This window comes from Micrococcus sp. M4NT (genome assembly GCF_033790745.1).
Classification (GTDB): domain Bacteria; phylum Actinomycetota; class Actinomycetes; order Actinomycetales; family Micrococcaceae; genus Micrococcus.
The window spans coordinates 275788-299782 of record NZ_JAMYEH010000001.1 but is presented as its reverse complement, the minus strand read 5'-3'; the positions used below and the strand labels follow the sequence as shown (position 1 = coordinate 299782).

The 23995-nt window shown below is 73.1% G+C and carries 26 protein-coding genes; 8 read left to right on the top strand and 18 right to left on the bottom strand.

The genetic code is table 11. The features are described 5' to 3' along the window. Positions 1 to 1420 (top strand): bifunctional 3'-5' exonuclease/DNA polymerase (locus tag NJC10_RS01505; RefSeq protein WP_319074169.1); only part of this gene is annotated, 1420 nt, incomplete at its 5' end. A gap of 148 nt (positions 1421 to 1568) precedes the next feature. On the opposite strand, the gene NJC10_RS01500 is transcribed toward NJC10_RS01505, so the two are convergent. Both NJC10_RS01500 and NJC10_RS01495 read right to left on the bottom strand, forming a co-directional pair. Continuing rightward, positions 1569 to 1847: an alkylphosphonate utilization protein gene (locus NJC10_RS01500; protein ID WP_404465633.1), complete on the bottom strand. Its 279-nt coding sequence runs from the start codon at positions 1845 to 1847 to the stop codon at positions 1569 to 1571. A gap of 34 nt (positions 1848 to 1881) precedes the next feature. Then, the gene (locus NJC10_RS01495) at positions 1882 to 2973 is read right to left on the bottom strand and encodes a hypothetical protein (RefSeq protein WP_319074167.1); all 1092 of its coding nucleotides are present in this window, start codon (positions 2971 to 2973) and stop codon (positions 1882 to 1884) included. Between the two features lie 254 nt (positions 2974 to 3227). Here NJC10_RS01495 and arfB point away from each other — a divergent pair, with 254 nt between their 5' ends. After that, positions 3228 to 3668, top strand: coding sequence for an alternative ribosome rescue aminoacyl-tRNA hydrolase ArfB (arfB, locus tag NJC10_RS01490; protein WP_319074166.1), 441 nt, complete (start codon positions 3228 to 3230; stop codon positions 3666 to 3668). A 20-nt stretch (positions 3669 to 3688) separates the two neighbouring features. Here the strand turns inward: arfB and NJC10_RS01485 are convergent, their stop codons facing one another. The 5 genes from NJC10_RS01485 to NJC10_RS01465 form a co-directional block, all read right to left on the bottom strand. Next, positions 3689 to 4672, bottom strand: a complete 984-nt coding sequence (locus NJC10_RS01485) for a cation diffusion facilitator family transporter (protein ID WP_319074164.1) — start codon at positions 4670 to 4672, stop codon at positions 3689 to 3691. 102 nt (positions 4673 to 4774) lie between these two features. Next, positions 4775 to 6229 carry a serine hydrolase domain-containing protein gene (locus NJC10_RS01480; protein WP_319074163.1) on the bottom strand — a complete coding sequence of 485 codons (1455 nt, stop codon included), beginning with the start codon at positions 6227 to 6229 and terminating at the stop codon, positions 4775 to 4777. A gap of 322 nt (positions 6230 to 6551) precedes the next feature. Continuing rightward, entirely contained in the window at positions 6552 to 8210 is a 1659-nt protein-coding gene (locus tag NJC10_RS01475) for an ABC1 kinase family protein (RefSeq protein ID WP_319074161.1), read from the bottom strand. Positions 8211 to 8243: 33 nt separating this feature from the next. Further along, positions 8244 to 9578, bottom strand: coding sequence for a DUF4921 family protein (locus tag NJC10_RS01470; RefSeq protein WP_319074159.1), 1335 nt, complete (start codon positions 9576 to 9578; stop codon positions 8244 to 8246). 267 nt (positions 9579 to 9845) lie between these two features. After that, entirely contained in the window at positions 9846 to 10409 is a 564-nt protein-coding gene (locus NJC10_RS01465; protein ID WP_319074158.1) for a mismatch-specific DNA-glycosylase, read from the bottom strand. A gap of 68 nt (positions 10410 to 10477) precedes the next feature. On the opposite strand from NJC10_RS01465, the gene NJC10_RS01460 reads away from it, so the two are divergent. Continuing rightward, positions 10478 to 11992, top strand: a complete 1515-nt coding sequence (locus NJC10_RS01460) for an acetyl-CoA hydrolase/transferase family protein (protein WP_319074157.1) — start codon at positions 10478 to 10480, stop codon at positions 11990 to 11992. 150 nt (positions 11993 to 12142) lie between these two features. Here NJC10_RS01460 and NJC10_RS01455 read toward each other — a convergent pair whose 3' ends face one another. Continuing rightward, positions 12143 to 12568 (bottom strand): hypothetical protein, encoded by a 426-nt coding sequence (locus tag NJC10_RS01455; RefSeq protein ID WP_319074156.1) that lies wholly within the window; start codon positions 12566 to 12568, stop codon positions 12143 to 12145. Continuing rightward, complete coding sequence (locus tag NJC10_RS01450; protein ID WP_017487949.1) at positions 12568 to 12987, bottom strand: organic hydroperoxide resistance protein; 420 nt, start codon at positions 12985 to 12987, stop codon at positions 12568 to 12570. The genes NJC10_RS01455 and NJC10_RS01450 overlap by 1 nt, the downstream gene beginning before the upstream one ends. Before the next feature lie 110 nt (positions 12988 to 13097). Here NJC10_RS01450 and NJC10_RS01445 point away from each other — a divergent pair, with 110 nt between their 5' ends. Then, positions 13098 to 13589, top strand: coding sequence for a MarR family transcriptional regulator (locus tag NJC10_RS01445; protein WP_319074154.1), 492 nt, complete (start codon positions 13098 to 13100; stop codon positions 13587 to 13589). Positions 13590 to 13622: 33 nt separating this feature from the next. On the opposite strand, the gene NJC10_RS01440 is transcribed toward NJC10_RS01445, so the two are convergent. The 6 genes from NJC10_RS01440 to NJC10_RS01415 form a co-directional block, all read right to left on the bottom strand. Then, positions 13623 to 14459 carry an alpha/beta fold hydrolase gene (locus NJC10_RS01440; RefSeq protein ID WP_319074153.1) on the bottom strand — a complete coding sequence of 279 codons (837 nt, stop codon included), beginning with the start codon at positions 14457 to 14459 and terminating at the stop codon, positions 13623 to 13625. Beyond that, positions 14456 to 15466, bottom strand: a complete 1011-nt coding sequence (locus NJC10_RS01435; RefSeq protein ID WP_298711919.1) for an NADP-dependent oxidoreductase — start codon at positions 15464 to 15466, stop codon at positions 14456 to 14458. Before NJC10_RS01435 ends, NJC10_RS01440 begins: the two co-directional genes overlap by 4 nt. Positions 15467 to 15507: 41 nt before the next feature. After that, positions 15508 to 16191 (bottom strand): type 1 glutamine amidotransferase domain-containing protein, encoded by a 684-nt coding sequence (locus NJC10_RS01430; RefSeq protein WP_158491460.1) that lies wholly within the window; start codon positions 16189 to 16191, stop codon positions 15508 to 15510. Positions 16192 to 16276: 85 nt separating this feature from the next. Beyond that, positions 16277 to 17932 carry an ABC-F family ATP-binding cassette domain-containing protein gene (locus tag NJC10_RS01425; RefSeq protein ID WP_319074151.1) on the bottom strand — a complete coding sequence of 552 codons (1656 nt, stop codon included), beginning with the start codon at positions 17930 to 17932 and terminating at the stop codon, positions 16277 to 16279. Positions 17933 to 17960: 28 nt separating this feature from the next. Continuing rightward, on the bottom strand, positions 17961 to 18791 hold the full coding sequence (locus tag NJC10_RS01420) for a patatin-like phospholipase family protein (RefSeq protein ID WP_319074150.1): 831 nt from the start codon (positions 18789 to 18791) through the stop codon (positions 17961 to 17963). 45 nt (positions 18792 to 18836) lie between these two features. Beyond that, a complete protein-coding gene (locus NJC10_RS01415; protein WP_319074149.1) occupies positions 18837 to 18986 on the bottom strand; it encodes a hypothetical protein in 150 nt (49 codons plus the stop codon). Here NJC10_RS01415 and NJC10_RS01410 point away from each other — a divergent pair. Beyond that, the gene (locus tag NJC10_RS01410; protein WP_298711912.1) at positions 18985 to 19785 is read left to right on the top strand and encodes a formate/nitrite transporter family protein; all 801 of its coding nucleotides are present in this window, start codon (positions 18985 to 18987) and stop codon (positions 19783 to 19785) included. The two genes, NJC10_RS01415 and NJC10_RS01410, sit on opposite strands and share 2 nt — an antisense overlap. Positions 19786 to 19808: 23 nt before the next feature. On the opposite strand, the gene aqpZ is transcribed toward NJC10_RS01410, so the two are convergent. The 3 genes from aqpZ to NJC10_RS01395 form a co-directional block, all read right to left on the bottom strand. Next, positions 19809 to 20591: an aquaporin Z gene (gene aqpZ, locus NJC10_RS01405; RefSeq protein ID WP_298711908.1), complete on the bottom strand. Its 783-nt coding sequence runs from the start codon at positions 20589 to 20591 to the stop codon at positions 19809 to 19811. Positions 20592 to 20856: 265 nt separating this feature from the next. After that, the gene (locus NJC10_RS01400) at positions 20857 to 21336 is read right to left on the bottom strand and encodes an NUDIX hydrolase (protein WP_319074146.1); all 480 of its coding nucleotides are present in this window, start codon (positions 21334 to 21336) and stop codon (positions 20857 to 20859) included. Positions 21337 to 21345: 9 nt separating this feature from the next. Beyond that, the gene (locus tag NJC10_RS01395; RefSeq protein ID WP_319074145.1) at positions 21346 to 21570 is read right to left on the bottom strand and encodes a hypothetical protein; all 225 of its coding nucleotides are present in this window, start codon (positions 21568 to 21570) and stop codon (positions 21346 to 21348) included. Between the two features lie 92 nt (positions 21571 to 21662). Here NJC10_RS01395 and NJC10_RS01390 point away from each other — a divergent pair, with 92 nt between their 5' ends. Genes NJC10_RS01390 through NJC10_RS01380 form a run of 3 tightly spaced genes read left to right on the top strand, consistent with a single transcriptional unit; the run spans position 21663 to position 23742 of the window. Further along, positions 21663 to 22421, top strand: coding sequence for a histidine phosphatase family protein (locus NJC10_RS01390; protein WP_319074144.1), 759 nt, complete (start codon positions 21663 to 21665; stop codon positions 22419 to 22421). Beyond that, the gene (locus NJC10_RS01385; protein ID WP_319074143.1) at positions 22418 to 22960 is read left to right on the top strand and encodes a DUF3090 domain-containing protein; all 543 of its coding nucleotides are present in this window, start codon (positions 22418 to 22420) and stop codon (positions 22958 to 22960) included. The genes NJC10_RS01390 and NJC10_RS01385 overlap by 4 nt, the downstream gene beginning before the upstream one ends. Further along, positions 22960 to 23742, top strand: coding sequence for an SCO1664 family protein (locus NJC10_RS01380; protein ID WP_319074142.1), 783 nt, complete (start codon positions 22960 to 22962; stop codon positions 23740 to 23742). The genes NJC10_RS01385 and NJC10_RS01380 overlap by 1 nt, the downstream gene beginning before the upstream one ends. The last annotated feature ends 253 nt before the right edge of the window (positions 23743 to 23995 follow it).

Sequence of the window (23995 nt, the reverse complement as noted above, 5' to 3'; positions counted from 1 at the left end):
GCCGGAGGACATGGACTGGGGCATGGACGTGAAGGTGAAGGACTCCATGGTCCTCCAGGCGCTCGAGACCGGGGACATGGACCTGTTCGTCCGGGCGGACCTGCCGGCGCTCATGCTTGCCGCGGAGCTGAGAGCCCAGCGCGCGGCGGTCGAGCACTCGGCGCACCCCCACCGGCTGCGCCTGCTCGTGGCCGCCGAGTCCCAGGGGGCCCTCGTGGCCGCGGAGATCCGCGCCGCCGGCCTGCCGTGGAGCCGGCCCGTGCACGAAGCCCTGCTGGCGGAGCAGCTGGGGCCCCGCCCGCCCGAGGGGGAGCGCCCTGCGCGGCTGCAGGCGCTCGCCGAGCGGATCGGCGCGGCCCTCGGGGCCCCCGGCATGAATCCGGACTCGCAGCCCACGCTCCTGCGGGCCCTGCAGACGGCCGGAGTCACCGTGGAGTCCACGCGGCAGTGGGAGCTGAACCGGTGGATCGAGCAGGGCGGGGCGGCGCGCCAGGAGCGGGCCGCGCTCCTGGCGCCCGTGATGGAGTACAAGGCGCTCGCCCGCCTCTGGACCGCCAACGGCTGGCACTGGCTGGACCAGTGGGTGGGCCAGGACGGCCGCTTCCACGCCACCTACCTGGTGGGCGGCGTCGTCACCGGCCGCTGGGCGGCCCACGGGGGCGGCGCCATGCAGGTGCCCTCCGGAGTGCGAGACGCCGTGCGCGCGGATCCCGGCTGGACCCTCACGGTGGCCGACGCCTCCCAGGTGGAGCCGCGGATCCTCGCGGCGATGGCCCGCGACGAAGCGCTTGCCCGGGCCGGCACCACCCCGGACCTGTACCGCGAGGTCGCCGAGCAGGGACGCGCCGCGGGCACCGCGCTGGCCGACCGCGCCCGCGCCAAGGTGGCGCTGCTCGGGGCGATGTACGGGGCGACGACGGGCGACTCCGCCGCGCTCATGCCGCACCTGCGCCGCCTCTACCCGGCCGCGATCGGCCTGCTCGAGCGCGCGGCCGCGGTGGGCGAGGCCGGGGGTCAGGTCTCCACGTGGCTGGGCCGCTGGTCGCCGGCGCCGGATGAGGAATGGCTCGAGTCGGTGGCGGACGTGTCCACGCAGGCGGCCGAGTCCTCGGTCCGACGTCGGCGGCGCTCGGCCGGGCGCTTCACGCGCAACTTCGTGGTGCAGGGCACCGCGGCCGAGTGGGCGCTGTGCTGGATGGGCGAGATCCGCCGGCGGCTGCGGGCCGCGGGGATGGCCACGCAGCTGGTGTTCTTCGTGCACGACGAGGTGGTCCTCCACGGACCCGCGGAGGAGGCCGAGGCGGTGCGCGCCCTCGTGGCGGACGCGGCGACGGCGGCGGGGCGCCTGCTGTTCGGGCAGGCACCCGTGGACTTCCCGCTCACCGTGGCGAGCATGGGGTCCTACGCCGAGGCGAAGTGACGGGACCTGCCCACGACGCGCGCGTTCGACTGCACGGTCACCGTGGCCATCGGCCTGCTGCCCCTGGACCCGTGGCTCGTGGCGTGGGGCATCCGAGGCTCGGCGAGGACGACGTGCACCAGTCCGCGCGCGGCGCCGGCGGGGCCGCTCACGCCTTCTTCACCACCGAGGACTTCAGGTACATCTGGCCCGCGCCCGGCACCTTCGCCGCGATGTCGTGGCCGTCCACAGGCGACTCCAGCAGGCGGATGCCGCGCACCTTCGTGCCCGCCTTGATCCCGGCGCCGCCCTTGACCTTGAGGTCCTTCGCGATCGTCACGTCGTCCCCGTCGGCCAGCGGATTGCCCACCGCGTCCCGGGTCACGACGGCGGCCTCGGCCTCCGCGGGTGCGTCGCCCTCCTCGGCGGACCATTCGTGGCCGCACATGGGGCACGTCAGGAGGGCGCCGGTGCGAGGGCCGTCAGGACGGCAGGGCGCCGCTCGTCATGAGCGAGAGCATCATGAGGTCCTGCTGCGTGAGGCGCACGGCGCCGTCCGGCACCGCGAAGTCCCGCACGTCCTCGGAGAGGTCCAGGGCGATGGGCATCTCGGAGTCGCGCAGGCGCTGGAGCTGCTGCCGCTCCTCCTCCGTGGCGTCCGCCGCCGGCTCCATCAGGTCGGCGAACTGCATCGGGTCCGTCTCGACCCGACGCATCACGGTGTCCTCCACGGTGTAGACCATGTCCAGGGTGCCGTCGTTGAGCCGGGCGAGCAGCTCGTCCACGTCCGGGGTCTCCTCGCCGCTCTGCGCGGCGAGGTGCTTGCCCACGAGGTCCTTGTTCGCCTCGACGTACTCCTTCACGCGCAGGCGCATGCGGTAGCGGCCGTCCTCCACCTTCTCCGTGTCGCTGTGGTCCAGGAGGGCGTCCTGCAGCTGCTGCCGCTCCTCCCCCGTGAGGCCCTCCGTGTCCACGCCGGCCTGCTCCTCGAGGCCCTGGGTGACCTGCTCGGCCAGGGTGCTGTCGAGACCGAGCCACCCGCCGGTGACCAGGGTGCGCATCCACTCCATGCCGGAGGGGATCGAGTCGAGCTGGCTCTGCATCTCCGCGAGCGTCGGGGCCTCTGCGCTGCCGCTCAGCCGCATGAGCGCCGGCAGGTCCGCCCGGACGAACAGGTCCATGTCCCCGGTCTCGAGCGCCTGGAGGACCATGGAGTCCTTCACCTTCACGTCCATGCCCCAGTCCATGTCCTCCGGCCGGGCGAGGGTGCCGAGCGTCTGGTCCGTGGTGCTGCGCACGTCCATCACGACCGTGGTGTCCCGGAGCGTGGCGATCACACGGTCGAGCGACTCGCGGTCCTCGGGGGACATCGCTCCGTCGGCGGACTCCATCGCGGAGCGCAGCTGCTCTTCGCTCGCCGTGGTGCGGATCTCGGTGCGGCGCTGCTTCTGTGCGTCGACGTCCTCGAAGGCGGAGCGCAGGACCTCGTCCGGCTTCGGCTCGAACATCCCGCAGCCGGAGAGCGTGAGCGCCCCCGCCAGTCCCAGTGCGGCGATCGTGGTGGTCTTCCTCATGACGGTCCTGTCCCCTCGTGCGTGGCCGACGGCGGGCCGTCCGCTCACGGCCCGCCCAGCACGAACGCTAACAGGCGTGGCCGCCTCCCCGGTGCGCCGCACGGCCCCCGTCGGCAGGTCCGCGGACCAGAGAGCCCGCGCCGTCGTGGCGCCCGGAGAGGGCCGGTGGGATCCTGGGTGGATGCACCCCCTGACCCCGCGCCGACGGCGCCCCGCCCCCGCCTGGGCCCGGCGAGCCGATTCCGGGCGGCTCCGTGGATGAGCTGCGCGTCCGCCCCGGCCCCGGCGCACCGCGCGGGCTCCGGGTGCCCGCCGACGAGCTGACGGAGCGGTTCTCCCACGCGTCGGGGCCGGGCGGGCAGGGCGTGAACACCGCGGACTCCCGCGTCCAGCTCAGCCTCGACCTCGCCACGACTACAGCGCTCGACGAGGCCCAGCGCGCGCGGGTACTGGACCGCCTGGCCACGAGGCTGCACGGAACGGTCCTGACCGTCGAGGCTCACGAGCACCGCTCTCAGCGGCGCAACCGCGCGGCCGCCCGCGAGCGCCTCGCCGGTCTGGTCCGGGACGCGATCGCTCCGCCCGTGCCCCGCCGGCCCACGAAGCCCACGCGCGGGTCCCAGCGCCGCCGCCTCGAGGCGAAGCGGCAGCGCGGCGAGGTCAAGCAGGCGCGCCGGCGCCCTGAGACGCACTGAGCGCTGACGCGCGGAGACCCTCAGCCCTCGTCCAGGGCCAGCGGGGCGTGGCCCGGGTTGGAGAGCGAGAGCACGACCGCGGCGACGTTCGGGTGCTCGAGCAGGGTGTCCTCGACGCGCTGCAGCATCACCGCGGCCTCACTCTCACGCTCGTCCCCGGCCAGGTCCACCGCCCCCACGATGAGCATGCGCTCCGGCCCGACGTACTCGAGGTGCAGGTAGCTGACCGAGACGACCTCGGGCCGCTCCTGGAGCCAGCGCAGCGCGCGGGCGCGCACGGCCGGGTCACCCACCTCGCCGACGAGGAACGCCATGTTGCGGGCGAGCAGGAAGACCGCCACGACGCCGAGCAGGACGCCCACGAGGATGGAGCCGACGGCGTCCCAGCGGGCGTCGCCCGTGACCTGGTGCAGGAACATGGCCGCCGCGGCGATCACGAGGCCCGTGAGGGCCGAGGCGTCCTCCACCCACACCGCACGGAGCGTGGGGTCGGAGGTGCGCTGGAGGAACTGGAAGCGGCTGATGCGCCGTTCCTCGGCGTCCCTGTTCACGCGGCGATGCGCGTTGAGGAAGGAGTAGCCCTCGAGCACGAAGGCGACGGCGAGCACGATGTACGCGAGCGTGTAGTCCGACTCCCCCTCGTCCACGCCCCACACCGAGATGCCGTGCCACACGGAGACGGCGGCGCCGACGGCGAACAGGCCGAACGCCGCGACCATGGACCACACGTAGGCGGCGCGGCCGTAGCCGAGGGGGTGCCGCTCGTCCGCGGCCTTGACCGCCCGCTTCTCAGCGAGGAGCAGGAAGACCTCGTTGCCGGCGTCCGCCCACGAGTGCGCGGCCTCCGCGACCATGGCCGCCGATCCGGTGATCGCGCCGACCACCGACTTCACGATCGCGATCGCCGCGTTCACGCCGAGGGCGATGAGGACGGTCAGCAGGCCCTCGCCGCCTCCGTCCTGCGACGTCGTCCTGGGTGCTTCCTCGAGGCCGGTGTGACTCATGGGCAGAAGTCTGCTCCCTTCCGGCCCGAATTCCCCGCGTGGAGGGCCGTGCCGGCCGCGCAAGATCCGTCACTCATGGAGCTCGCGGTCGGTCGGCGCGCCTCACTCCTGGGCGGACCCGGCGTCCCCCCGCGCCCAGTGCTCGCCGCGCCGGGCCAGGAACGCCTCCGCGGGCCAGCTGCTGACGCCGGTGACGCGCACCCGGGTGACACGCCCGTCGTCGTCGAGCTCGAAGGGGATGCGCTCCCCCGCGGCGCCGAAGCCGTCCGTGTCCTCCACGCGCAGCGTGGTGGCGTCCAGGGCGCGCAGCTCCTCCTTCGCGTCGAGGGGGCCGGGGGTGGTGGGGTCGAGGCGGACGAGCCGGTCACCGCCGCGCACGATGTCCATCTCGCCCCACAGCGAGACGTAGTGGCCGGTGAGGCGGTCCAGATCGGCGGGTGCGACGCCGTCGGGCAGGGCCTGCCAGTCCGCGGCGGGCGCCGTGAGCAGGTCCACGAGCTGAACGAGCCCGACGGCGAGCGCCTCGGCCGGCCCGTCCACCGCGTTGGTGAGGACGCAGACCGCGAGCCCGTCCGTCGGGTCCACGAGCGTGCGGGTGATCTGCCCGGGGAACCCGCCCGAGTGGCCGACCATCCGCCGCTCCCCCACCGTCGTTCCGATGAGGCCGAGTCCGTAGGTGCCCGTGCCGGTGCCGCGCTCGAACGTGGCCTCGGGGCGGTGCATGAGGCGCAGGGTGCGGTCGGTGAGGAGCTCCCTGCGCCCCAGCGCGAGGGCGCCGAAGAACCTGCTGAGCTCCTCGGCGCGGGAGACGAAGCCGGTGGCGGCCGCGAGCGCGCCGGTGGTGGCCTGGTCGATGGTCACGCGCCGGCGGTCGCGGCCCGTGCCGTGCGCGCGGGTGTGGCCGACGGCGGCACGGCGGTCGAGCTCGTCCGTGAGCTCGGGATGGGTGTCCGTCAGGCCCAGGCGCGCGACGACGTCGTCCGCCACGTGCTCGGCGTAGTCCCGGCCCGTGACCTGCTCGATGATCGCGCCGAGGACCCCGTAGCCGATGTTCGAGTACTTGAAGTGCTCCTGCGGGGCATAGGCGGCGCCGTGCTCCCGGACGACCGCGAGGAGGGCATCCGGGTCGAGGAAGTCCTTGTCGAGCACCCAGAAGTCGGCGTCCACGCCGTCGCGGATCGCGCCGGAGGTATGGCTGAGCAGCTCGCGGACGGTGGCGCCTGCGAGGGGGGTGTCCGCGCAGCGCGGGAGGAGGTCGGCCACGGTGTCGTCCAGCCGCAGGCGACCGTCCTCGACGAGGCGCAGCACGGCGACGGCGGTGAACGTCTTGGAGTGACTGGCCACCCGGAAGAGGTGGTCCGTGGTGAGGGGATCGCCCGAGGACTCGTCCGCGACGCCGAACGCCTCGGAGAGGACCAGCTCGTCCCCGATCCGGACGGCGACCTGAGCGCCCGGGACCTGGCGGGTCTCCACCTGCGTGGCGAGCCATCGGGAGAGGTAGGGGGCGATCTCGCGGAGGCGGGCGGGGGTGAGCTGCGGCAGCGTGCGGGTGACCATGGTCACCCACCCTACGACCGGGCCGAGGTGCTGGAGGGCACCGCCGGTGTCGACCGGCGCACCCTCGCCTTCGAGAGCACCTCGGTGGGCAAGACGACGACGGCCCAGCGCGTCAGCCGCACACGGCGCCGGTACTCCCTTGCGGAGGGACGCACACGCCTGCACAGCGAGTTCGACGTGGCGGCCGCGTCCTGCCGGCTCGCGGTGGGACGCTCACTCGAGGGGTGCTCGGGGGCGCTGCGCCCCTGCCGCATCCATTCGACCTCGGCGAGCGAGGGGATCGGCGGGGCGTCGGCCTCCTCCGCTCGGCGCGACACCGCCCTCAGCGCCGGGGCTTGCGCCGCGGACGCCCGGTCCACGCCAGGTAGACGCTGCCGCCGGTGAGCGCGGCTCCTCCGGCGGCGACCACGGGCGCCGCGTACCGGCCGAGCTGGTCCTTGTAGGCCACGAGCACGTTGGTGCCGCCGGAGATCATCGCGGCCACCACCATCGCGGCCACGATCCGGTCCCCCGTGCGCTCGACGCGGGCGACGAGGGGCTCGAGCTCGCCGGTCTTGAGGTTCACGTCCACGCCGCCGTCGTCAAGGCGCTCGAGGAACTTGCGCGCGTACCCGGGCAGGTCGAAGCCGAGCTCGGCCGCGGCCGCGGCAGCGCCGGCCGCGCGTGCGGCGAGGCGCCGGGGATTCAGGTGCTCCCCGGCCATGCGCGCGGCGAACGGGGTGAGGACGAAGGAGTAGTCGAAGCCCGGGTGGAGCCGCACGCCGACGCCGTCCACGATGATCAGCATCCGGCACAGCTGCACGAGCTCCGGCGGCAGCGCCAGCCGGTGGTGCCGCACGATCGCGAAGACCTGGGAGACGATCTGGTCCACGCGGATCTCCGCGAGCTCGGTGCCGTCGAGGCGGGAGGTGATGCGGAAGACCTCCCAGCGCAGGCGGCGCCGGTCCACGGTGCCTCGCGGAGGCGCGATCTCCAGGAGCCCCCGCACGAGCCCGTCGGTGTCCTGGCTCGCGAACGCCATCGCCATGCGGGCGAACTGGCGTCGGACAGCGGGGCTGATCCGGCCGACGGAGCCGAAGTCGATGAACCCGATCGTGCCGTCGGACTCGATGAACAGGTTGCCCGCGTGAGGATCCGCGTGGAACACCCCGTGCTCGAACACCATGCGCAGCAGGACGTCGGCGGCGCGGTAGGCGAGGTCCTCGCGGTCCACGCCGGCGGCGTCCAGGGCGTCGACGTCGTCCACCCGCAGGCCGGAGAGGCGCTGCATGGTCAGCACGCGCGAGGACGTGGTCTCCCAGTCGATCCACGGGAAGCGCACGCCCGGAGTGCCCGCGAAGTTGGCCGCGATCTCCTCGCACGCCCGCGCCTCCACCAGGTAGTCCAGCTCGGCCCGCAGGGAGCGGTCGAACTGCTCCACCATTCCCACGATGTCCATGTCCTGCAGCGTCTGGAAGGCGCGGGAGAGGCGCCCGGCCAGCGTCCGCAGGATCTCCAGGTCGGTCTGGACCTCCTCCACCACGCCGGGCTTGCGGATCTTCACGACGACGTCGCGCCCGTCCCGCAGCCGCGCCAGGTGCGCCTGGCCGATCGAGGCGGTCGCCAGCGGCGTCGTGTCGAACCACGCGAAGATCTCGTCCACGGAGGCCCCGAAGTCCTCGCGCACGGTCTCGGCGAGCGCCTCGAACGGGATCGGGGTGGTGCTGTCCGTCAACCGGGCGAACGCACGGCAGTAGCTCTCCGGGAAGAGGTCGGGCCGGGTCGAGATCAGCTGGCCCAGCTTCACGAACGTGGTCCCGAGCTCCTCGAAGGTGCGCACCACGAGCTCGGGGCGGGCGGCGGCGTCGACGCCTCCCAGGTGAGCCTGCCGGTCCGTGGCCGGCAGCCAGCGGCCGAGCCCGGCCTGCACGGCCGTCGCGTAGAGGCCGTTCCGGGACATGACGTGGGCGATCTCACGGTAGCGCTGGAGCTGGCGGGCCATGGGGTCCACGCTACGCGAGGGGACGGCCCGCCCCTACCGCCTGGCGTAGCGCAGCATGTTCGGCCGGCACGGCGCCTCGGCGGCGATCAGCACGTCCGGCGCCACCGTCCCCTCGGCCCGGAGGGAGAAGAGCCGGTCCACCACGCGGTCTCGCACGCCGTACGGGCTGATCGCGTTGACGTTGATCTTCGTCGCGCCCTCGAAGCCGGCCAGCGTGGAGACACGCCACTTGAGGCACACCCGCCACGGCATGCCGGCCTCGACGTCGGCCGGGCGGGTGTGCCACTCCTCGTTGCAGGGCACGTCCGCGCCGGTCGCGGCGTGGGCGGCGTGGAGCAGGTCGGACATGCCGCGCAGCTCCTCGGGCGCCTGGGCCCACGGATCCGACTCCGCGCTCTTGGAGTACACCTCGAGGGTCGGGTAGCGGTGCCCGAAGCCGGCGAGCATGACGGCGTGCTCGTTCTCCGCGATCACCAGGCTGTGGCTGGCCGCGTAGTTGACGGCGTCCTCGTTGAAGACGTTCGGGTCGGCGCGCAGCCGCGCGAGCACCGCCTCGTTCTGCGCTCCACGCTCGTCGATGGCCACCAGCTGCTTGTGCAGGTGGTCGAAGGAGGCGCCGGCGGGCTTGAGCCAGTTCTGGAACACCGAGACGTAGCGGACGTCGCGGTTGGCCTCGTACAGCGCGCGGGCGGCCTCCGCGGTGAAGGCGATGAACGCGTGGTGCTCGTCCAGGGTCAGCGTGCCGGCGCTGGCCAGCCGGTGGTCGTCCGCGGCGCCGTCCACGTAGTGGCGCCGGGCGATGATCACGTCGTGCCCGCCGCCGAAGAACCCCGAGGCCGCATCGATCGTCTCGTCCTCGGACATCGCGTCGATCTCGTCAGGGCTCCTCCCCGCTGCCCGCAGCTTCGTCTCGACGACGGCGCGCACGTGGGCCCGGCCGGCCTCCGAGGCGAGGTAGTCATCGCGGTGGCGCCGCGCCGCCGTCGTGAGCTCGTAGCCGTAGTTGGCGCGCCAGTAGTCGTAGCTGAGGATCTCGAAGAGGTTGGGGACCCGGCGGAACGCGGCGACGGTGTCGAAGAGGTGCTCAGCACCGAGGCCGGCGAGGGTCTCGAAGGACCCTCCCGCGCCGCGGACGACGCGGGCCTTCTCCGGCGGGGTCTCCAGGTATCGCCCCGCGCAGAACGCGCAGTGACGGTCGTGCTCAGCCGGATCGAGGGGTCTCGGCTCCGGCCGCGCGAGCCCCAGCGGGCGGTTGGCCCGCCCCGGGACGGTCCACACCTCGGTGCCGCTGAACGGGTTGACCTGCTTGATCGTGCCGTCCGCCATGGTGCGGAGGAACTGCGGCGCGTGCTGGTGGGGCTGGAGCATGGCTCTCCTCGCGGGGCGGCGGCGTCGGCGTCGGCGTCGGCGTCGGCGTCGGCGTCGGCGTCGGCGTCGGGACCAGGCTAGCGGCCCCTCCCGTGCCGTCTCGGCTCACCGGGCCATCCGCGGCGCGAGCGTCTGCCGGATCTCGCTGACCACGACGGGACCGACGTTCCGACGCCGGAGCGGTGAGGCGCCGATGCGTCTGCCTGCTGCCACGGATGGCGGTGGTCTGCGTCCTTCGCCCAGACTCGGGCGCGCAGCTGACCTCGTCTACAGGGTCCCCGCCGCGCTGGCGATCACCCGGTAGTCCGCGGCGAGCGAGTCCAGCGTCGCGTGGGCATTGAGCCCGCTCGGATTCGGCGCCACGAACAGGCGGGTGCTCGGCCACGGCGAGTCCTGCTCCCCCAGGCGCGCCTTCGGCACGCCGAACGCCGTCCGGTAGGAGGTCACCCCCAGCACCGCGACGGCGGCGGGCGCGTGCGCGGTGACGAGGGCGTCCAGCCGGGCGGGGGCGGCCTCGAGCTCGGCCCGCGTGAGCTCGTCGGCGCGGGCCGTGGCCCGCGGGACCAGGTTGGAGATGCCGATGCCCTTCGCCCGGAGCTCGGCCAGGCCGACGTCGGGATAGCCGCCGGAGGCGTCGATGAGGTGCGAGGTGATGCGGGCCCGGTGCAGGGCCGGGTAGAAGCGGTTGCCGGGTCGGCCGAAGTGCGCGCCCGTGGCGGCGCTCCACAGGCTCGGGTTGATGCCCACGAACAGCAGGCGCAGCGGGTCCGGGAGCAGGTCCGGCACGGTGCGGTCGCGGAACTCCTGGAGCTCGGCCTGGGTGAAGCGCATGCCGACACCCTGGCACAGGTACCCTGGCCCTTGCCCGTCCTCGTCCGCATCACGCCCCTGGAGGCTCCATGTCGTCTCGCATCCATCATCCCGGACTGAAGGCCAAGGTGATGTCCGCGGCGGAGGCGGCGGCGTTCATCCAGCCGGGGACCACGGTGGGCATGAGCGGCTTCACCGGATCGGGCTACCCGAAGGCCGTGCCCATGGCTCTCGCCGAGCGCATCAAGGCCGCGCACGCCCGCGGCGAGGACTTCCGCATCAACCTCCACACCGGCGCCTCCACGTCCACGGAGATGGACGGCGCGCTCGCCGAGGCCGACGGCGTCGCGCTGCGCACCCCGTTCAACACGGACCCCACGATGCGCGCGAGGATCAACGCGGGCGAGACCGAGTACATCGACACGCACCTCTCCCACCTGGCCCAGACCGTGTGGGAGGGCTTCTACGGCCCGATGCACACTGCCGTGGTCGAGGTGTCCGCGATCCGGGAGAACGGCCGGCTCGTGCCGAGCTCGTCCGTGGGCAACAACAAGTCCTGGCTGGACCTCGCAGACCAGGTGATCCTCGAGGTGAACTCGTGGCAGAGCGAGGACCTGGACGGCCTGCACGACGTCTACTACGAGACCGCCCTGCCGCCGCACCGCAAGCCGGTCGGGATCACCCACCCGGCGGATCGCATCGGCGTCACGGACTTCGGCGTGGATCCGGCCAAGGTGGTGGCCGTCGTCGAGACCCATGCGCCGGACCGCAACTCGGCGTTCAAGCCCGCCGACGCCGACTCGGTGGCCATCGCCCAGCACCTCGTGGAGTTCTTCGAGCACGAGGTGGCCCAGGGCCGGTACGACGAGCGCCTGCTGCCGTTGCAGTCGGGCGTGGGCAACGTGGCGAACGCCGTGATGGCCGAACTCGTGAAGTCCCGCTTCCACGGGCTGACCGCCTTCACCGAGGTGGTGCAGGACGGCATGCTCGACGCGCTGGACTCGGGAACCCTCTCCATGGCCTCGTGCACGGCGTTCTCGCTCTCCACGGAGGCCGCCGAGCGCTTCAACTCCCACGTGAACCAGTACCGGGACAAGCTCATCATCCGCACCCAGGAGATCTCCAACCACCCGGAGCTCGTGCGCCGCCTCGGCATCCTGGCGATGAACGGCATGCTCGAGGCCGACCTCTACGGCAACGTGAACTCCACGCACCTCATGGGCACGAAGATGATGAACGGCCTCGGCGGCTCCGGCGACTTCGCCCGCAACGCGTTCACCTCGTTCTTCCTCACGCCGTCCGTCGCGAAGAACGGGGCGATCTCCTGCATCGTGCCGATGGTCTCCCACGTGGACCACACCGAGCACGACGTGCACGTGCTCGTCACCGAGCAGGGCCTGGCCGACCTGCGCGGCCTCTCCCCCAAGCAGCGCGCCCGGGTGGTCATCGACAAGTGCGCCCACCCGGACTACAGGGAGCAGCTGCGGGACTACTTCGACCGCGCGATGCGCGGGTCGGACGGCCTGCACACCCCGCACCTGTTGGGCGAGGCCCTGTCCTGGCACCAGCGCTTCCTCGAGACCGGGACGATGCGTCAAGGCTGACGGCCCGCCGGACGGGACACCGACGAGACACCTGCGGGACACCTGCGACGGGGCGCCCTACAGGGGGCCGCGCCTCGCGGCGGGATGACGTCACACCGGCTCCGGGCACGTGCCCGGAGCCGGCCCAGGGCCACAGGACCGGCGACGGCGTCAGCCGCGCCCGCCCTGCTCCCGCTCGGGGATTCCCGCGGCCCACAGGGCGGCCGCGATGAGGGCGGGCTGGCCGAACAGCCGCGCCAGGCGGCGGCCATCGGTGTCCAGCCCGAAGCCGTCCTTGCGCTCGGCGTACTGCCCGATGTTCCCGGGGTAGATCGCCGTGTAGAAGGCCGCCAGGGCGGTGCCGGTCAGGCGGCGCTGCCCGGGGAGCGCCAGCAGAGCGGCCCCGAGGCTGATCTCGGCCACGCCGGATCCGAGCACCACGAGGTCCGCCGGGAGCGGGACCCACGAGGGCACCTGGGCGCGGAACTCACGGCGCGCCACGGTGAGGTGGGACAGTCCCGCGGCGGTCATGAACCCGCCGAGGCCGAGGCGGGCGGCGGTCTGCGAGAGGGGGGCGGACTGCCGGCGCTTCGTCATCACGCCTCCCCGAGCTCGAGGACGACGTCGATGTTGCCCCGGGTGGCGTTCGAATAGGGGCACACCTGATGCGCCTGCTCCATGAGGGCGCGGGCCTGGTCCGCGGGGACATGGGGCAGCACGACCTCGAGGGTGACCTCCAGGCCGAAGCCCTCACCCTGGCGGCCGATGCCCACGCGCGCGCCGACGGAGGAGTCGGTGATGTCGGCACGGGAGGCGCGGGCGACCATCTGCAGGGCCGAGTGGAAGCACGCGGCGTAGCCGGCGGCGAACAGCTGCTCGGGGTTGGTGCCCTGGCCGGAGCCGCCCATCTCGGTGGGCACGGCGAGGTCGAGGTCGACCCGCCCGTCGGTGGTGCGGACATGGCCGTCGCGGCCGGCGCCGGTGCTGAGCGCCTCGGCGGTGTAGATGGTCTCCATGAGAGGTCCTTTCATCCGCCCGCCCCGTGCGGGACGAGTCGGCTCCAGCCTGCCACCCGGTCAGGTCGCGCGCAACCAAGTTGTTCCCCAGCGACCACTAGAATGCTCCCATGGATGCCGCGCCGACCCCCAGCCTCGCCCTCGAGGACCAGCTCTGCTTCGCCCTGCACCGGGCGACGCGCGCCGTCACGCGCGGCTACGGCCCGCTGCTCTCCCGCCTCGGCCTCACCTACCCGCAGTACCTCGTGATGCTCACCCTGTGGCAGGTGGAGAGTGACGCCTCGGCTGAGACGGAGGCGTCGACGTCGGACGCCGCCGGCGCACTGGGGGTCGGCGCGCTGCGGGACCGGCTCGGCATGGACAACGGGACGATCACACCCCTGGTGCGGCGCCTCGCCGGCATGGGGCTCGTCACGCGGGAGCGCGACGTCCACGACGAGCGACGCGTGCTGGTCCGGCTGACGGACGAGGGACGAGCGCTGCGGGAGTCCGCCCGGACGGTCCCGGTGGACGCACTCACCCGGATCCCCCTCGACGCCGCCGACCGCCAGGTCCTCATGGACCAGCTGAACCGGATCACCGAGGCCGTCGGGCCGCGCTGAGCCGGCGGGAGCGGCCCGCGCGCCGAGCGCGGGTCAGCGCACCCGGTCCAGGATCGCCCGGGCGACGGCGTCGGCCTCGCGCTCAGGCAGCCAGTGGTCCGCGTCGAGCGCCACGAACCGGTACTCCCCCGCCACCTGCCCCGCCGTGAGCTCGGCGGCCCGCGGGCCCAAGGCCGCATCCCGAGTGCCCCACACATACGTGGTGGGGACCGACACGGGCGCGTTGCGCGTGGTGCTCACCAGATCCGGGTTCGCCCGGTACCAGTTCACCGGGCCGCGCAGGCTCTGCGGGGTGGAGAACCGGCGGGCGTAGTGCTCCGCCCCGGGGACCTGCCCTCGCTGCAGCAGGGAACCCAGCCGTCGCGCGAGGATCCGTTCGGGGAGGGCCGGTGCCTGGAAGGCGGCGATGTACCAGCTGCGGCGCAGCTGGTCCGGGCCACGCAGGGCGCGGGCCAGGGCGGCCGGGTGCGGCGTGGACAGGACCGTCAGGGACGCGACGCGCTCGGGGTGGGCGGTGGCCAGCGCCCAGGCGACGGCGCCGCCCCAGTCATGGCCGACGACGTGGACGCGCCGCGCCCCCGCCGCGTCCGCCAGTGCGACGGCGTCCCCCACGAGCGCCGGGAGGCGGTAGGCCGCCGTCGCCCGCGGAGCGGCCCCCGGGGAGTAGCCGCGCTGATCCGGGGCGAGGGTGCGCAGCCCCGCGGCGTGCAGCAGCGGCTCGACATGACTCCAGGACGTGGCGTCCTGCGGGAAGCCGTGCAGCAGCAGCACCACCTCCCCCTCGGCCGGCCCGCCGTCCCGGACGTCGAAGGTCAGGCCCTGATGCCGGAAGGTGTCCATGCCGCCCCCGAGTGCGCCGTCGCTCGTCACAGCCGGACGAGCATCTTCCCCGTGTTGGCGCCCTCGAGCAGGTCGATGAACGCCTGGGGTGCGTTCTCCAGACCCTCCCGGACGGTCTCATCCCACTGGATCTTCCCGGCGGCGACCCACGGGCCCACGCGCTCCAGGAACTCGGGGCGGACCTGCGCTGCGTACTTCTGCAGGACGAAGCCGCGCAGGGTCAGCCGCTTGCCGATCGCCAGGGCGAGGTTGCGCGGGGCGGCCGGCGGCTCCGTCGAGTTGTACTGGGCGATCGCGCCGCACATCGCCACGCGGCCGTCGACCCGCATCGCGGCGATGGCGGCCTCGAGGTGGTCGCCGCCCACGTTGTCGAAGTAGACGTCGATTCCCTCCGGCGCCGCCTCGGCCAGCAGATCGGTGGGCGAGCCGTCGTGGTAGTCGAACGCGGCGTCGAAGCCCAGCTCCTTCACCCGCGCCACCTTCTCGGGCGTGCCCGCCGAGCCGACCACGCGCGAGGCGCCCAGCAGGCGGGCGATCTGGCCGGCGACCGAGCCGACGGCTCCCGCGGCGCCCGAGATGAAGACGGCGTCGCCCTCCTGCATCTCGGCCACGTGCACGAGGCCGGTGTAGGCGGTCAGACCCGTCATGCCCAGCACGCCCAGGTAGGTGCTGTCCGAGAACTGGGAGGTGTCCACGGCCTGGACGGTGTCGCCGTCGAGGACGGCGTGCTCGCGCCAGCCGAGGCCGTGGAGCACGGACGTGCCCTCCGGCACGTCCGCGTGGCGCGAGGCGATCACGGTGCCCACCGCGCCGCCGTCGAGGGGGGCGTCGAGCTGGAACGGAGGCACGTAGGACTCGACGTCGTTCATGCGGCCGCGCATGTACGGGTCCACGGACATCACGGTGTTGCGCACGAGGACCTGGCCCTCGGCGAGCTCGGGGAGCTCGACCTCCGTGAGGCGGAAGTTCTCCGGCGTCGGGGCGCCGTGGGGGCGGGAGGCGAGGTGGATCTCGCGCGTGTGGGTGGGGGTGCTCATGGTGGTCTCCTCGGGGTCGAAGCGGCGGGCTCGGCGGGGGGTCAGCGCGCGAGCAGGTCCAGGAGGCGGCGGGCGGCGTCGGCGGAGGAGGCCGGGTTCTGGCCGGTCACCAGGGTGCCGTCCGTGACCACGAAGCTCTCCTGATCCGGGCCCTTGCGGTAGTCCGCGCCGGCGGCGATCAGGGAGTCCTCGACGAGGAACGGGACCACGTCCGTCAGCTGGGCGGCCTCCTCCTCGCCGTTGGTGAACCCGGCGACCTGACGGCCGCGCACGAACGGGGTGCCGTCGGCGGCGGTGATCGGGTGCAGGATCCCGGGCGCGTGGCAGACGAGGCCGAGCGGGCGTCCGGCCGCGTCGCTGTCGAGGATGATCCGCGTGGAGTCGGCGTCGGACACCAGGTCCCACAGCGGGCCGTGACCGCCCGGGTAGAAGACGGCGTCGAACCCGTCCACGTCCACCTGGGCCAGAGGCGTGGTGTGGGCCAGGGCGGCCTTGGCCTCCTCGTCCTGGTCGAACCGGCGGGTGGCCTCGGTCTGCATCTCCGGCTTCGAGCTCGTCGGGTCGATGGGCGGCTGGCCGCCGCGGGGCGAGGCGAGGGTGACCTCGTGGCCGGCGTCCGTGAAGACGTAGTAGGGCGAGGCGAACTCCTCGAGCCAGAACCCGGTCTTGCGGCCGGTGTCGCCCAGCTGGTCGTGCGAGGTGAGGATCATCAGGATGCGGGACATGTCGGGAGCCCTTTCGTTGGTGGGGACTGAACTCTCATGGTCGTACACAACCGAATCTCGGGCAAGGGTGACGGTGCCCGGGTCGTCAACGCTCCGTCACCCGCCCGTCCTGGACCTGCCAGCGGCGGTCGGTGCGGACGGTGTCCAGCATGCGGCGGTCGTGGGTGACGAGCAGCAGGGCGCCCTCATAGGTCTCCAGGGCCTGTTCGAGCTGCTCGATGGCCTCCAGGTCCAGGTGGTTGGTGGGCTCGTCGAGCACCAGGACGTTCACCCCGCGGGCCTGGAGCAGGGCCAGGGATGCCCGGGTGCGCTCGCCGGGCGAGAGCTCGTCCGCGGGGCGGTTCACGTGGTCGGCCCTGAGGCCGAACTTGGCCAGCAGGGTGCGCACCTCCCCGGAGGCCATCTCGGGCACGAGCGCCTCGACGGCCGCGGCCAGCGGGACGGTGCCGGCCAGCAGCGAGCGCGCCTGGTCGATCTCCCCGATCTGCACGCTGGACCCCAGGGCGGCCGTGCCCTCGTCCGGGGCCTGGCGGCCCAGCAGCCCGCGCAGCAGGGTGGACTTGCCGGCCCCGTTGGGCCCGGTGATGCCGATCCGCTCCCCCGCGTTCACTTGGAGGGTCACCGGGCCGAGCGTGAAGCCGCCCTGCCGGAAGACGGCGTCGTTGAGGGTGGCGACCACCGAGCTGGAGCGCGGCGCCGCACCGATGGTGAACTCCAGCCTCCACTCCTTGCGCGGCTCCTCCACCTCCTCCAGGCGCGCGATGCGGCTCTCCATCTGCCGGACCTTCTGGGCCTGCTTCTCGGAGGACTCGGCGCTCGCCTTGCGGCGGATCTTGTCGTTGTCCGGGGCCTTGCGCATCGCGTTGCGCACGCCCTGGCTGGACCACTCGCGCTGGATGCGGGCGCGGGAGACGAGGTCCGCCTTCTGCTCGGCGAACTCCTCGTACTTCTCCCGGGCCTGCCGGCGCAGGGTGGCGCGCTCCTCGAGGTAGGCGTCATACCCGCCGCCGTACACCCGGTTGGAGTGCTGGGCGAGATCCAGCTCGATGACGCGGGTGACGCAGCGGGCCAGGAACTCGCGGTCGTGGCTCACCAGCACGACGCCGCCGCGCAGCTCCTGCACGAACCGCTCCAGACGGGCGAGGCCGTCCAGGTCCAGGTCGTTGGTGGGCTCGTCCAGGAGCACGACGTCGAAGCGGGAGAGCAGCAGCGCGGCGAGGCCGACGCGGGCGGCCTGCCCGCCGGAGAGGGAGGTCATCAGGGTGTGCTGGGCGGCGTCGCCGTCCATGTCGATGCCGAGGTCCGCCAGGACCTCGGGGAGGCGCTCCTCCAGGTCCGCGGCCCCGGAGGCGAGCCAGCGGGAGAGGGCCGAGTTGTAGCGGTCCGCGGCGGCGTCGGTGACGTCCGGGTCCGCCAGGGCCTCGGCGGCCTCGTCCATCTCGGTCTGCGCGGCGGCGCACCCGGTGCGGCGGGCGATGTACCCGGCCACCGTCTCCCCCGGCACCCGCTCGTGCTCCTGCGGCAGCCAGCCCACGAACGCGTCGGCCGGGGCCAGGCTGACCGTGCCGGCCTGCGGCGCGAGGTCCCCGCCGAGGATGCGCAGCAGGGTGGACTTGCCCGCGCCATTGGCCCCCACGACGCCGACGACGTCCCCGGGCGCGACCGTGAGGTCCAGATCCTCGAAGAGCGTGCGGTGGCCGTGGCCGCCGGCGAGGCCGGAGGCGACAAGGGTGGCGGTCATGGTGCTCCTGACGGAAGTGCGGCGGGCGTCAGGCCATTCTGCCGCGACTGAGCTCCACGAGCTTCTCGGCCCGGGCGCGCGTCGCCTCCTCTCCCGCCGCGATGGCGACGCCGGAGCTGCGGAAGTCCGCGACCGTCATCCCCTCGATCGGCGGGCTGATGAGCACGTCCGGCCGGTAGAGCGAGAGCCGGACGGTGGTGAGCTGGGCCTGCATGACGTCGATCGCCCGCATGGCCTGGCGCAGCGACGTGGCGGGCGAACGGCGGGTGCGGGTGCGCGCCCCGGCCTGCGGCCGCTCCATGGGCTCGAGCGTGGTGGCATCGACGGCGATCACCCGCTGCGCGCCCAGGAAGCGCGCCCCGTCCACCGGGATCTGGTTGAGGATGCCGCCGTCCACCAGCACGGAGTCCCCCACGGTCACCGGCTCCAGCGCGCCGGGGTAGGCGGTGGTCGCCTGGATCGCGGTGATGAGGTCCCCGGTGTGCAGGTAGCGGGTCTGGCCCTCGACGACGTCGGCCGCGGTGAGCACCAGGGGAATCTGCAGCTCCTCGAAGGTGTCCGGGAGCAGCTCGCGGAGCCAGGCCCGCAGCCTCTCGCCGGAGAGGATGCCGCCGGTCAGGCCCCAGTTGATGAGCCGCGGCCAGTCCACGCTCCGCGCGATCTTCTCGAGCGAGGCGGCGTCATGACCGGCGGCCATGAGCGCGCCGAGGAGGCCGCCCATGCTCGTTCCCGCGAGCACGTCCGGGCGGATGTCGAGCTCCTCGAGCACCCGCCAGACCCCGATGTGGCACAGCCCGCGCGCTCCTCCGCCGCCCAGGGCGAGGCCCAGCCGACCCGTGGGCCGTTCGTCACGCATCATGGGCCCAGCGTGCCACGGACATGACCGTGAAGGGAGCGATGCCGGTCAGTCCGTCTCCGGCAGGCCGGCGGCCCACGGGGCGGCGGCGAGCACCACGAGGTCCTCGTCGATCGGGAACCAGGACGGCGCCGGTGAGCGGGGGGGTGGGGCGCGCCGCACGGGGCGTCCGCCGTGCCGTGGCAGGATCTCCGGCATGACAGGCGTGGATCACCAGCACCAGAGCGACGAGGACGGCACCGAGGATCCGGTGAGGCGGACCCACGAGGAGGCGGCAGACGAGGGCGCGGAACGCCTGCATCGGTCCCTCACCGTCCTGACGACCACCGGGTTCCTGGGCGGCGTCGAGATCACGATCGGCCTGCTCGCGTACCTGCTCACGCTCCACGAGACGGGCAGCCACCTGCTGGCCGGACTCGCGTTCTCCATCGGCCTGGTCAGCCTGTTCCTCGCCCACTCCGAGCTCTTCACGGAGGGGTTCTACTACCCGATCACCGCGATCGCCGCCGGCCGGGGCACGTGGGTGGAGCTGCTGCGTCTGTGGGCGGTGACCCTCGTGATGAACCTCCTCGGCGGCACCGTGATGATCGCCCTCGTGGTGGCGGGGTTCCCCGACCTGCACGGCACCCTGGCCGAGAGCGCCCACCACTTCCTGGACATCGGCTTCAGCTGGCAGGGCGCCGCCCTGGCGGTCCTGGCCGGGGTGGCGATCACCCTCGTGACGCGGATGCAGGCCGGGACGGACAGCCCGACGGCGATGATCGTCGCGTCCGTCGCCGGAGCCATCGTCCTCGCCGGCGGTTCGCTCTTCCATTCGGTGATGGACTCGATCCTCATCATCGGAGCCATCCTGTCCGGAGCGCACGGCGTGGGGTGGCTCGAGTGGCTCAGCTGGGTGTGGTGGGTGATCCCCCTGAACATCCTCGGCGGGTTGGCGCTGACGACGGCGCCGCGCCTGCTGCGTTCCAAGGAGGTGCGGGAAGAGACGGGGCGGTGAGGGCAGGGCCCGAATGGCAGGGGTCAGACGGCGTCCCGCGTCCCGTCGGCGGCGGGCTCGGGCAGCTCCTCGGTCACCCGGGAGGTGTTGGGGAAGACGAAGCGGTAGCTGAGACCGGCGACCGCGGCGCCCAACAACGGGGCCACGAAGAACAGCCAGACCTGGCCGAGGGCGTCCCCGCCCGCGAAGAGGGCCACGCCGAAGGAGCGAGCGGGGTTCACGGAGGTGTTCGACACGGGGATGGAGATCAGGTGGATCAGCGTGAGGGTCAGGCCGATGGCCAGCGGCGCGAAGCCGGACGGAGCACGGCGGTCCGTGGCGCCGAGGATGACGTAGAGGAACACGGCAGTCAGCAGCACCTCGGTCAGGAACACCGCGCCCATCGAGTAGCCCGCGGGCGAGAGTTCGCCATAGCCGTTGGTGGCCAGGCCGTTCTCCGCAAGCGAGTAGCCCGGACGACCGGAGGCGATCGCCAGCAGCACGCCGCCGGCCGCCACGCCGCCCACGAGCTGGGCGATCCAGTACGGCACAGTGAGCTTCCACGGCAGACGGCCCGCGAGCGCCGCACCCAGCGTGACGGCCGGGTTGAAGTGACCGCCGGAGACGTGACCCACGGCGTAGGCCATGGCCACCACGGTCAGGCCGAAGGCGAGGGCGACGCCGAGGAAGCCGATGCCCATGTTGACGCCTGTGGCGTCGTCGATCACGGATGCGGAGAACACGGCCGCACCGGCGCCGCCGAAGACGAGCACGAAGGTGCCGAGGAGCTCGGCGGAGAGCTTGGAGACGAGCGGGGAGTCGTTCATGGTGGTCCTGTCAGAAGGTCTGGGGGGTGGGATCCTTTCGCTACGGTACCCGAGCCGGGGCATCCTCCCCGGAGGGTCCTCGACCTCTTCCGCTGCCACGGCAGCGCCGTCCGCGGGACCGTCCCGCCGTTGCCTGGGCGCACCGTCTCGTCCCGCGTCCACCCTCCTGGCCGGGCCGCCACGATCACCTCCGCAGATCAGGCGGCGGCCCTCATCCAGGACGGGGACGCCGCCGGGCACCGCTCGTCCGACCGGGGGCCGGGCCTCAGCCCGCCGGCTGATCCACCCCCGCGGCGGGACGCCCGTCCTCCAGGTAGACGCAGTGCGCGGCGTCCCAGGCGGCGTCGACGCGGCGGGCGATCGCCGGGCGCAGGAGCTTCCGGGCCTCCTGGCGCGTCACGAGGCGATGCTCGGAGGCCTCGTCCTCCTGCAGGCCGATGGCGGCGACGTCCGCGGCAGTGAGCGGGTGGACGGCGCGGAAGAGGAAGCGCAGGCCGGTCCGGCCGTCGGTCTTGCTGGGGCGGGTGTCGACGGCGACGAGCCGCCCGGCGGTCACCTCCAGGCCCGTCTCCTCCCGGACCTCGCGGCGGCAGCCGTCCCAGGGGGTCTCGCCGTCGTCCTCCATGATCCCGCCGGGGATGGTCCACCCCTTCTTGTAGGTGGGCTTGAGCACGAGCAGGCGGCCGGCCTCGTCGAAGAGGAGGCAGCCGCAGGAGACGGGGACGGAAGGGATCAGGAAGGACATGGCGCCAGCCTAGAGGCGGGCGCCGGCGGGGCGCTGGCCGACGGGCTCGTGCCCCGCGCGGCGGGCGCGCACCGTGCGGACGGCCAGGATCAGCCAGGCGAGCACGGCCAGCGCGGCGAACACCGCGGGCAGCACGTGCCCCAGGAGCACGGAGGAGGCGACGGCGGCGAGGAACGCGGCCAGGTTGAGGACGATGTCCGAGTCCTGCAGACGGGCGTCAGCCTTGCCGGGCATAGGCGTCCTCCGCGTTGCGTCACTGACCCTTTGCGTCATGGCCGCGAGGCATTGTCCGCGAGAGGCGGGCATCCCCTCGCTACGCTGAGGCCATGGCGACGGTTCTCCTCGTGCGGCACGGCCGCACCACGGCCAATGCGACGGGACTGCTGGCGGGCCGGACCCCCGGGGTCAGCCTGGACGAGCACGGGCGGGAGCAGGCGGCCCGCACCGGGGAGCGGATCGCGGCCGTCCCCGTGGCCGCGGTGGTGGCCAGCCCCCTGGAGCGGTGCGTGCAGACCGCGCACGCGATCCTCGAACGCCAGCCGGGCGCGGTGCCCTCGCTGGTCGACGACGACCTCACCGAGTGCGACTACGGCCAGTGGCAGGGCCGGACGCTCAGCGACCTGGCCACCGAGCCCCTGTGGGCGACGGTGCAGACCCAGCCGTCCGCCGTCGTCTTCCCGGGCGGCGAGTCCATGGCGGGGATGCAGGCCCGGGCGGTGGCGGCGATCCGCCGGCACGACGCCGCCACCGAGGCCGAGCACGGACCGGGGGCGGTGTGGGTGGCGGTGAGCCACGGGGACGTCATCAAGTCGATCCTGGCCGATGCGCTCGGCACGCACCTGGACCTGTTCCAGCGGATCGAGGTGGGCCCCGCATCCGTGTCCATCGTCAGCTACGGCCCGAGCCGGCCACGGGTCTGGGCGATGAACACCGACGCCGGGGACCTCTCCTGGCTTGCGAAGCTCGGCCCGTCCGACGAGGCCCCGGTGGGCGGCGGCGCGGGCGCACCGACGACGGCGGGCACGACCGCTGGCGCGGGCACCGGCGCGGCGGGCGAGCAGCCGACGCCTAGGATCGGCGCATGACCGAGACGCCTGCCCATGTCCATGAGTTCGACTGGCCGGATCGAGTGGTCATCGGGACCGTCGGGCGTCCCGGAGCCCGCACGTTCTACCTGCAGGTGCGCACCGGGCCCCGGCTGGTGAGCCTGGCCCTGGAGAAGCAGCAGTCGGCCCTGATGGCGGAGATGCTCGACGAGATCCTCGACGATCTGATGGCGCTGGAGGGCAATCCGCACAGCGTCCCGGCCAGCACGCCCGTGGAGCTCGTGGACAACGATCCGCTGGACCCGGTGCAGGAGTGGTTCCGGGTGGGGGCCATCGGCCTGGGCTGGGACCCCACCACCGCGCAGGTGCTCATCGACGCGCACCCGCTCTCTGACGACGACGCCGACCCGGCGCTCGAGGCGGACGCCGAGGCCGTGCGCGTGCGGATGCCCGTCGGCGCCGCCCGGGCGTTCGCCCGGCGCACCCGGGAGGTCGTGGACGCCGGGCGTCCGTTCTGCTCGGACTGCGGCCAGCCCATCGACCCCGACGGCCACGACTGCACTCTCCCCGACTCCTGATGAGCGCCGCGGACGTGCCCGCCGGCGAGCTGTTGTCCGGGGAGCTGACGCTCACCGGCCGCATCACGACCGCGTCCAACGCCACGTTCCTCGGCGCGATCGGTGACACCCCGGTGGTCTACAAGCCGGTGGCCGGCGAGGCCCCGCTCTGGGACTTCCCCGCCGGAACCCTGGCCCGCCGCGAAGTGGCCGCGTCCCTGGTGTCCGAGGCACTGGGGTGGGACATCGTTCCGCGCACCTGGCTGCGAGACGGCCCCTTCGGCGAGGGGATGGTGCAGCTCTGGCAGGAGGAGGACCCCGCCCAGGACGCGGTGGACCTGTTCCCCATGGAGGAGGTGCCGGCGTCGGGCCGGTTGCCCGTGTTGGAGGGTGAGGACGAGGACGGGCGCCGCCTGGTGCTCGCCCACGAGGACACGCCGGCGCTGCGCCGCATGGCGGTGTTCGACGTGATCGTCAACAACGCGGACCGCAAAGGCGCCCACATCCTGGCCATGCCCGGCGGCCACCGCCACGGCGTGGACCACGGCATCACCTTCCATACAGAGGACAAGCTCCGGACGGTCCTCTGGGGGTGGCTGGGCGAGGAGCTGAACTCAGAGGAGCGCGACGGCGTCGGTCGGGTGCTTGAGGCACTCGGCGGCAAGCTCGCGCCAGAGTTAGGGGGCCTAGTCAGCTTGGAGGAGGTCGACGCGCTCGTCGAGCGCTGCGCCCACCTGCTCGAGGAGGGCCGCTTCCCCGCCCCTAGCGGCCAAGCTTTCGCATTCCCCTGGCCGCTGCTCTAAAAATGGCTGTTGAGGCAGTAACTGTCCCATTGGCCAACGTCGTCGCCTAGTCACCGGGACCGGGGATCGCGAGGCACCATGGGGACGGCGCAAGGTAGGTCTCCGCGCCGTGGTCACAATGCGGCAACCCCGCTCTGATCGTCGTTCTTAAGCCGCCGCGATTCCTCCTCCAATGCGCAATGACGGGTGCTGCCACACTTGTCGAGTATTTAGCACAGAAATCTCACACTTCACTACACCTCCTCGGGCGCGA